At 65.4% G+C, this 7,926-nt stretch carries 3 protein-coding genes and 4 pseudogenes; 4 read left to right on the forward strand and 3 right to left on the reverse strand.

Annotated features, from left to right (window positions below; translation table 11 throughout):
* Window positions 1-100: 100 nt before the first annotated feature.
* Window positions 101-823: pseudogene (locus H7I57_RS14605) on the forward strand (IS256 family transposase); the annotation flags it as partial.
* A gap of 96 nt (window positions 824-919) precedes the next feature.
* Here the strand turns inward: H7I57_RS14605 and H7I57_RS14610 are convergent.
* From H7I57_RS14610 to H7I57_RS14620, 3 genes and pseudogenes are all read right to left on the reverse strand, one after another.
* Window positions 920-1,358: pseudogene (locus tag H7I57_RS14610) on the reverse strand (DUF6262 family protein).
* The gene (locus H7I57_RS14615; RefSeq protein WP_264024274.1) at window positions 1,348-3,525 is read right to left on the reverse strand and encodes a tyrosine-type recombinase/integrase; all 2,178 of its coding nucleotides are present in this window, start codon (window positions 3,523-3,525) and stop codon (window positions 1,348-1,350) included. The pseudogene H7I57_RS14610 and the gene H7I57_RS14615 overlap by 11 nt, the downstream one beginning before the upstream one ends.
* Window positions 3,526-3,575: 50 nt before the next feature.
* Window positions 3,576-4,682, reverse strand: coding sequence for a tyrosine-type recombinase/integrase (locus H7I57_RS14620; RefSeq protein WP_264024268.1), 1,107 nt, complete (start codon window positions 4,680-4,682; stop codon window positions 3,576-3,578).
* 122 nt (window positions 4,683-4,804) lie between these two features.
* On the opposite strand from H7I57_RS14620, the pseudogene H7I57_RS14625 reads away from it, so the two are divergent.
* From H7I57_RS14625 to H7I57_RS14635, 3 genes and pseudogenes are all read left to right on the forward strand, one after another.
* Window positions 4,805-5,056: pseudogene (locus H7I57_RS14625) on the forward strand (IS256 family transposase); the annotation flags it as partial.
* A 38-nt stretch (window positions 5,057-5,094) separates the two neighbouring features.
* Window positions 5,095-6,150, forward strand: a pseudogene (locus tag H7I57_RS14630) (IS110 family RNA-guided transposase); the annotation flags it as partial.
* Between the two features lie 323 nt (window positions 6,151-6,473).
* Entirely contained in the window at window positions 6,474-7,718 is a 1,245-nt protein-coding gene (locus H7I57_RS14635; protein ID WP_264024272.1) for an IS110 family RNA-guided transposase, read from the forward strand.
* Window positions 7,719-7,926 lie beyond the last annotated feature (208 nt).

The following is a 7,926-nucleotide window of genomic DNA, read 5'->3' on the forward strand; positions in this document are numbered from 1 at the left end:
GGCCGGGCCATCATCTGATCCCGCACAACGGCCCACCCCGACTCCAAAGCGCACAACCGAATTCGCCCCCACGCCGAGGGTCGATCGGTGAATCAAGGGTAAGTCACCGCAGATGACCGAGGTGCTGCCGCTGCTGTACCTGCACGGTTTGTCGACCAGCGACTTCGGTCCGGCGTTGGAGCAGTTCCTGGGCTCGGGTGCGGGCCTGTCGGCGACCACGATCACCCGGCTCACCAGTCAGTGGCAGGACGAGGCCAAGGCCTTCGGTGGCCGCGACCTGTCGGGCACCGACTACGTCTACCTGTGGGTCGACGGCATCCACCTCAAAGTGCGTCTCGATCAGGAGAAGCTCTGCTTGCTGGTGATGATCGGGGTGCGCTCCGACGGCCGCAAGGAACTCGTCGCGCTGGCCGACGGGTACCGGGAGTCGGCCGAGTCGTGGGCCGATCTGCTGCGGTCGTGTCGCCGCCGCGGCATGACCGCGCCGGTGCTGGCCGTCGGCGACGGTGCACTCGGGTTCTGGAAGGCGGTGCGCGAGGTGTTCCCCGAGACCCGGGAGCAGCGGTGCTGGTTCCACGTCCAGGCCAATGTCCTTGCTGCTCTGCCGAAATCGGCTCATCCGAGCGCGTTGGCGGCGCTCAGGGAGATATACAACGCCGAGGACATCGACAAGGCCCAGGTCGCGATCAAAGCGTTCGAGGTCGACTACGGCGCCAAGTATCCCAAGGCGGTCGCCAAGATCGTCGACAACGCCGACGTCCTGCTGGAGTTCTACAGGTATCCCGCTGAGCATTGGGTCCACTTGAGGACTACTAATCCGATCGTTATCTGGAGCGCTGAAGAGATTGGGCCTGTGAACTGCATGTTTGTTTCGTGGAGGGTGTCTATGACGTGCGCGGCGATGGGTGCCGCCCGTCGGTCAAAACGGCCCGATTGTTACCGAATTGCGATGCCCCGGCTGCTCACCCGGGGCGTCGCGGCCATTGCTGCGGTTCTGGCCGAGAGCGCAGGCAAGCTGGCGGCGTAGCCGCTGGTTCTCGTCGGCGAGTTCGCGGTTGCGTTGGTTGGCGATTTCGAGGCGCCGCCGCAGGGAGTCGTCGCTAGCGCGCTGCCCCCTGGGGACCGGTGTGCTCGGCTCGGACTGATACTGGATGCGGAGTCGGCGGATCTCGTCTTTGAGGTCGGTCTGGGTGTAGATCCACGAGCGGGAGACGCCCGGCGTGGCGGGCGACGGACGCGAAGGTGAGCACGGCACCGCTGCGGTCGAGTTCGTGCATCGCCGCGATCGCCTTGGCGCGGGTGTGTTCGTGGCGCTGTCGGGCGGCTTTGATGAGGTGAATGCTGTTGTCAGTCTGCATGTTTGACTTTCTCTGATTCCGAATCGTCCAGAGCGGTGATGATGGTGTCCAGGTTGTGCAGGACTTGGCGGTTCATCTCGGCGAGTCGTTGTTGTCCGCGGGCTTCAGCGGTGGTGATCAGCTGCAGGGTCTGTTGACGTTGCTGGCGATGTTGAGGCAGGAACTCGCCGGTGGTGAGGAACATGGGGCAGGTCAGGCACGCGTTGGCGTGCGGGCAGCTCTGCTGCACCGGCAGCCCGCAGTAGCCGTTGGGTAGGGCCTGGGTGGCACGACCGAGGCGCTGCTTGGCCCAGGCTGCCTCGGCGATCGGCCCGGCTGGGTCGAAAGAGATTGTGGCGCCATGGATGTCGACCTTGCGGGCAGCCTCCCACTGGCGGCGCACGGTGGTGTCGTGCAGGCGGGCGTAGTGCCCGGTCATCTGCGCGGAGTCGTGGTCGAGGATGTGTCGCACCACCTCTTGGGGAACGTCGCGGTTGATCAGCCGGGTGCCCAGGGTGTGGCGCCACTGGTGCGGGGTCAGGTGCACCGGCTGGCCGTTCTTGTCGCGGATGTCGCAGACCGACAGCCAGCGCAGCAGCGCCATCCGGTAGGTGGGGCTGCCGATTGGGTGGGTGCCGTCGATGTTCTTCGTCGGCCGCGGGAACAATCCCGGCGTGCCTGCCGGCCAGCGTTGCGCGGTGTGGTTGCGGTGTTCGGCGATCAGCTCGCGAACCTGTTCGTCGATGGGTACCAGCGCGTCGCGCTTCATCTTGTGGTTGAGGTAGCGCAGATACGGCGCGCCTTCGGCGTCGGCGACCACACAGTCGCTGCCTAGCCGCAGCGCGTCGGTGATCCGCAGTCCGCAACGCATCAGGATGATGGTGATCAGCCGGTGGGCCGGTTCGGCGAATCGGTCGAGGTTGGTCGGATCCTCGAGCTGGGCCATGACCTGTTCGGCCAGCGCCCGCGGCAACCGTTCCACGCGTTTCGGGTAGTCCTCGGTGAAGAATGCCGCGTCCGGGGGAAGTGCGGTGTCCCAACGGTGTTGGCGGACGGCGGCGAAGAACCGGTTGAGCAGCCCGATGTGAACGCCGCGGCGTTGGGCATGAAGGGCATCGCCGCGCAGGTCGGCCAGGTAGCGCTCCAGCACGGACCGGTCGACCTGTTCGATGCGCTCGACGCCGGTGTCGGCGAGGAACCCGGCGAAGCGCGTGATCACGACGACCGGACGGCCGCCGCCGGCTTCCAGGCCCAATCCGGTCGATAGCCGCCACCGCACCCACCGCTTGGTCAACTCGCGCAGCCACGGCTGGCTGATCCCGGTGAACCGCAGTGTCCGGTCGCCGTCAAACCCCAGCCTCCGCATCCGCCAGACGTCGCGGGGGTACTCGGCTTCCCAGCCGCCGGCGTCGGCCAGGTCGGTGATCACCCGGCAGGAATAGCCGAGGAACCCGCGAGCGCAACTGTCGTTGACCGGCAGCCGAGTTCGCTCGTGCCAGGCGTCCTCACCGTGGTCGATCAGCGAAACCACCTCCGCGGCAGCCAATGCCCGAACCACGCGCATCACCACGTCGGGAGTCAGCTTGCCCTGCCGGTCGTCGTGGCGACGTTGTAGCACGTACTGCATCTCCAGCTTCAGTGGGCCGGCCAACCGGTCGAGCCGGATCACCTCACCGGCCAACGGGGTCTGCGCGGCGAAACGGTCGGCGAACTCGTCGATGTCGGGGCGCCCGTTGACCTTCCATGTATTGGTGTGTGTTTGGCAGAACGGCGAGGTGGCTTGCGGCCAGAGCTCGCAGTGCGGGATGCGGCACGTCGCGCCCGTGGCGGGCCGCTTGAACGGCTGCGGTTCGGCCAGCCACGCATGCAGGTCGGGGCGCCCGGCGCGTTCCCATCGTTGTGCGTGCAGCCCACACATTCCGCCGCGCGCAGAGCCGTAACCGCAGTCGGGCACCCGGCACTGCTGGTTGGGCTGTTGGCGCCGCCAGCGCGGATCGGTCGACGCGGCGAACTGTTGCTGGTCCGGGCGTCCCTGATCGTTCCATCGCTGCAGATGCCCTTGACACAAGCCGCGGCCGCGAGCGGTTCGCCCGCACCCGGCGGCCCGACACTCGGCTCCACCGAACACAGGATCCTCAGGACTGAATTGCAGGACATCACTGCGGAATTCGCTGCGCACTGCGGCCATCAGCTTGCCCAGCAGCCCCGACGAACCAGCAGGCTTCGCCGACGGTGCGGTCACAACTGCACCTGCCCGTCGGTGAACCAGCCGACCTGCTCCATGACCCGGCGAGCGTCCTCCACGGTGAGGTGCCCGTAGGTCGCCGACGTCGTGGCCACGTTCGCATGCCCGAGCAGATGCGAGACCACCTCAACGCCGACGCCGTCACGCAGCAGCCGGGTCGCCGCCGTGTGCCGCAGCCAGTGCGGATCGAAGTCGATCCCGGTCCTACGGCGCAGCCGCTGCACCAGGTCATAGACGGCGTCATAGGTCATCGGATGCCCGCGCGGCCGTCCCCACAGGTTGACGAACACGTAGTCACTGTCCAGGTCGCCATACTCGCCGTGCAGATAGTCGGCATACAAGCGGATCAACTCGCTGCCCACCGGGATCATGCGCACCGTCGGCGACTTGGCGCGAGCACCGTTGGCATTGTCGCGACGCCGCACCGTCACCTCACACTCGGCAGCGGCGATATCGTTGTGCCGCAACCCCAATGCCTCACCAATCCGCATCCCGGTGTCATACAGCAAGGCAAACAACAACCGGTCCCGCAGCCGGTGACACCCGTCCAGGATCGCTTGCACCTCGGTCGGCGTGAGCACCCGCGGCACCTTCTTCGGCGCCTTCAACGCGATCACTCGCCGCGGCCTCGGCGCGCTCTTGCTGATGTGATGCAGGAACGGTTTCCATCCGCCACGCCCCCCGCCGACCTGCCACGACGTCAACAGCTCGCCAACATCAACTCCATCGCGTGCGGCGTGCACGTAGAACGCGCTCACCGCTGAAAGCTTGCGATTCACAGTTGATTCCGTGCAATGATGCGGCGCCGACGGCAACACCGCGACCCGCCCGTCGCGGGCCTGCAGCGGCAACCGCAGCCAGGCCACGAACTCGCCGACATCCTCGAGCCGCACCACCCGCCAATCCAGACCACGCTCGACCAAGAAGCCGAACCAGTCCTTCAGATCGTGCGCGTAGGCCTTGACCGTGTTCGGCGACCGCTCGATGTCGGTCAAATACCCCAGATACCGATCGACCGCCGCCACTGGAGCGTCGTCGTCCCCGAGAACCGTCCACGACTCACGCGACGAGGTCGGTGAAACCACCCGGGCAACTTGCATCGTCCCTCCGCAGGCTCTGCCTCCTGGACGACTGCAGATAACCACGTCCAGCACGCACAATCACTAACCCCGACCCCGCGTGTCGGACATCGAAGACACCGCCAAACGAACCCCAGATAACGATCGAAAGCACTTTTGCCACAGTGCGTTTGAGGACGAAAGTGACCAAGGGGCCCGGCTCGCGTGCAGCGGGAATTGCCATGGCCTACAAGCTGATCGACACTGCGCAAGCCCGCTGGCGATCCGTCAACGCCCCACACCTGGTCGCCCTCGTCCGTGCCGGCGCGGTGTTCCACAAAGGCAAGCTACTCGAACGCCCCATCGACATCACCCCGGCCGAAACGGCCGAATCAAGCGGAACGGAGGTCGCCTGAAACACCCCAATCCACAGGTCTTGACAATTCCTCCACGTCTGCGGGTGCAGTTGGTCAATGCCCGTGATGTGAAGAATGTTCCGGGGCGCCCGAAAACGGACAAGCTTGATGCGGTGTGGTTGGCCAAGTTGACCGAGAAGGGGATGTTGCGGCCGAGCTTTGTTCCACCGGCGCCGGTGCGCCAGTTGCGGGATTACACCCGGTTGCGGATCGATCTCACCCGGGAACGGACTCGGTATTGGCAGCGGCTGGAGAAGCTGCTCGAAGACGCGCTGATCAAGGTGTCGGCGGTGGCTTCGACGATGACCGCGATGTCGGTGCGTGACATGCTCGAGGCTTTGATTGCCGGGGAACGTGATCCCCATCGATTGGCGGGGTTGGCGCGCGGGAGGATGCGCTCCAAGCACGCCGCGTTGGTACCCGCGTTGACAGGACGTTTCGATGCCCATCATGGTGTGATGGCGCGGGTGTTGTTGAACCAGATCGACGCGCTCAACGCCGAGATCGCTGTCCTTGATGATCAGATCGATGATCAGTTGGCGGCTATCACCGCTGCCGCACCTGAAGAGGTGAGTCCAGAGGCCGAAGCAGGCGGCGCCACCGGTCAGGATGCGGTGCAGCGTCTTTCAGAGGTCACCGGGATCGGCGTGCTGACTGCGCAAATCATCGTCGCCGAGATCGGGGTCGATATGTCACAGTTTCCGACCGCCGCACATTTGGTGTCGTGGGCCAAGCTCTCACCGCGCACCCTGCAATCGGGGGCTGTCCTCCAGGGTGGCCGGACCGGCAAGGGGAACCCCTATCTGAAGGGAGCGCTCGGCGAGGCCGCGGCCGTAGCCGCACGCACGGACACGTTCCTTGGCGAGCGCTATCGGCGCCTTGTCAAACGACGAGGCAAGCTCAAAGCTCTGGTTGCGGTGGCCCGCTCCATCCTGGTCATCGTGTGGAATTTGCTCGCCGATCACAGTGTGCGTTACCGCGATCTGGGCGCTGACCACTATGTCAGCCGCATCGATACCCAGCGACGGGTTCGCAATCACCTATCGCAGCTGGCCGCCCTGGGCTACCGCGTGACTGTCGAACCCGCAGCCTGACCCGCCGAATACCTGTCACGACATATCCGGCTCCGCTGCGCTGCGCCGGATGGCTGGCGCCTGCCCACTCACCTTGATTTACCGGTCAGCATCCGGGGCCGCTTCGCTGGCCCGCCGTTGAGGCGGGAAAATGGGGTGGCGTTCGTCCGGAACCCCGTAATTTTCCTTGATGCCGTGAGTTCGTCGGTCAGCATGGGGTTGGGAGCCACCGACAGGAGTTGTCGATTGTTGCCGTGAGCACGCGGATCAGATTCTTCAGATCCCTGTGGTTCCTCCGGACGGGCGCGTTGTGATCGAGTTCATTTTTGTATGAAGGGATTTCGATGGAAGTTTTGCACGATCGGTGCGCCGCACTGGATATCGGCAAGAAGGATCTCAAGGCGTGTGTGCGTACGCCCAACCCGAAGCGCAAACGCTCACGGCGCCAGGAGATCCGCACCTTCGCCACGACCACCAATTCGTTGCTGGAGCTGCGGGACTGGCTGCTCGCCGAGCGGGTCACCCTCGTGGTGCTGGAGGCGACCGGCGACTATTGGCGCGGCGCGTTCTACCTGCTCGAAGACGCGTTGGACGTGATCTTGGTCAACGCCGCGCACGCCAAGGGCCTGCCCGGCCGCAAAACGGACGTCTGCGATGCCGCCTGGTTGTGTCAGATGGGCGAGTGCGGGCTGCTGCGCGCGTCGTTCGTGCCGCCGGAGCCGATCCGACAACTGCGGGATCTAACCCGGTACCGGACCACGCTGACCGCCGAACGCACCCGGGAGGCCCAACGGTTGGAGAAGGAGCTCGAAGACGCCGGGATCAAACTGTCGACGGTGGCCACCGACATCCTCGGTCGCTCGGGTAGGCAGATGCTGTCCGCGTTGATCGCCGGCGAACAGGACGCGCAGGTGCTGGCCGACATGGCCAAGGGCCGGATGCGGCCGAAGATCCCGCAGCTGGTGCAGGCGTTGACTGGCAACTTCGGAACCCACCACGCGTTCCTGTGTCGGCTGCATCTGGAACGCATCGACCAACTGTCCGCAACGATCGAGGAACTCTCAAGCCGGATCGAGGAGCAGATGCGCCCGTTCTCCCACCAGCTTGACCAGCTCGAAACCATCCCCGGTGTCGGCCGGGCCGTGGCCGAGGTCATCATCGCCGAGACCGGCGGCGACATGAGCCGATTCCCCAGTCCCGGACACCTCGCCTCGTGGGCGGGGGTATGTCCCGGCCACCACGAATCCGCGGGCAAACGCAAATCGGGCAAGACCCGCCACGGGGACCGGTGGCTCACCGGCGCTCTGGGTACCGCGGCCCTGGCCGCCGCCCGAACACGCGACAGCACCTACCTCGGTGCGAAATACCGCCGACTCGCGCCGCGAATCGGCAAACAGAAAGCCATTGTCGCCCTACAACATTCGATCCTGGCCGCAGTCTGGCACATGTTCACCGACGACGTCGACTACCAGGACCTGGGCGGCGACTATTTCGCCCGCCTGGACCCCGAACGTGCCATGCGCCGCATCGTGCGCCAAGCCAATGCCCTCGGATACACCGTACGGTTCGACCCCATCCAAGCCGCCTGACCACCAACAGGAGCTACGAACCGGCAACCCGGCGCGCTGCTGCATCCCCGGGCGCTGTCGCCTGCCTACTCACCTCCACAAGGCCAGTCACCCTTGGTTATTTTCGGATCAGGAGTAGCGATGTCAGAGAAACGGAAGAAGTACGACCGGGAGTTCCGTGAGGGGGCTGTTCGGATCGTTCGTGAGACGGGTAAGTCGATCGCCGCGG

Source organism: Mycolicibacterium pyrenivorans (assembly GCF_025821625.1).
Taxonomy (GTDB): Bacteria; Actinomycetota; Actinomycetes; order Mycobacteriales; family Mycobacteriaceae; genus Mycobacterium; species Mycobacterium pyrenivorans.

What these genes read in the sequence shown, in the direction of transcription:
- H7I57_RS14620 (WP_264024268.1), bottom strand. Translation starts at nt 4,682, where the DNA reads ATGCAAGTTGCCCGGGTGGTTTCACCGACCTCGTCGCGTGAGTCGTGG.
- H7I57_RS14615 (WP_264024274.1), bottom strand. Translation starts at nt 3,525, where the DNA reads ATGGCCGCAGTGCGCAGCGAATTCCGCAGTGATGTCCTGCAATTCAGT.
- H7I57_RS14635 (WP_264024272.1), top strand. Translation starts at nt 6,474, where the DNA reads ATGGAAGTTTTGCACGATCGGTGCGCCGCACTGGATATCGGCAAGAAG.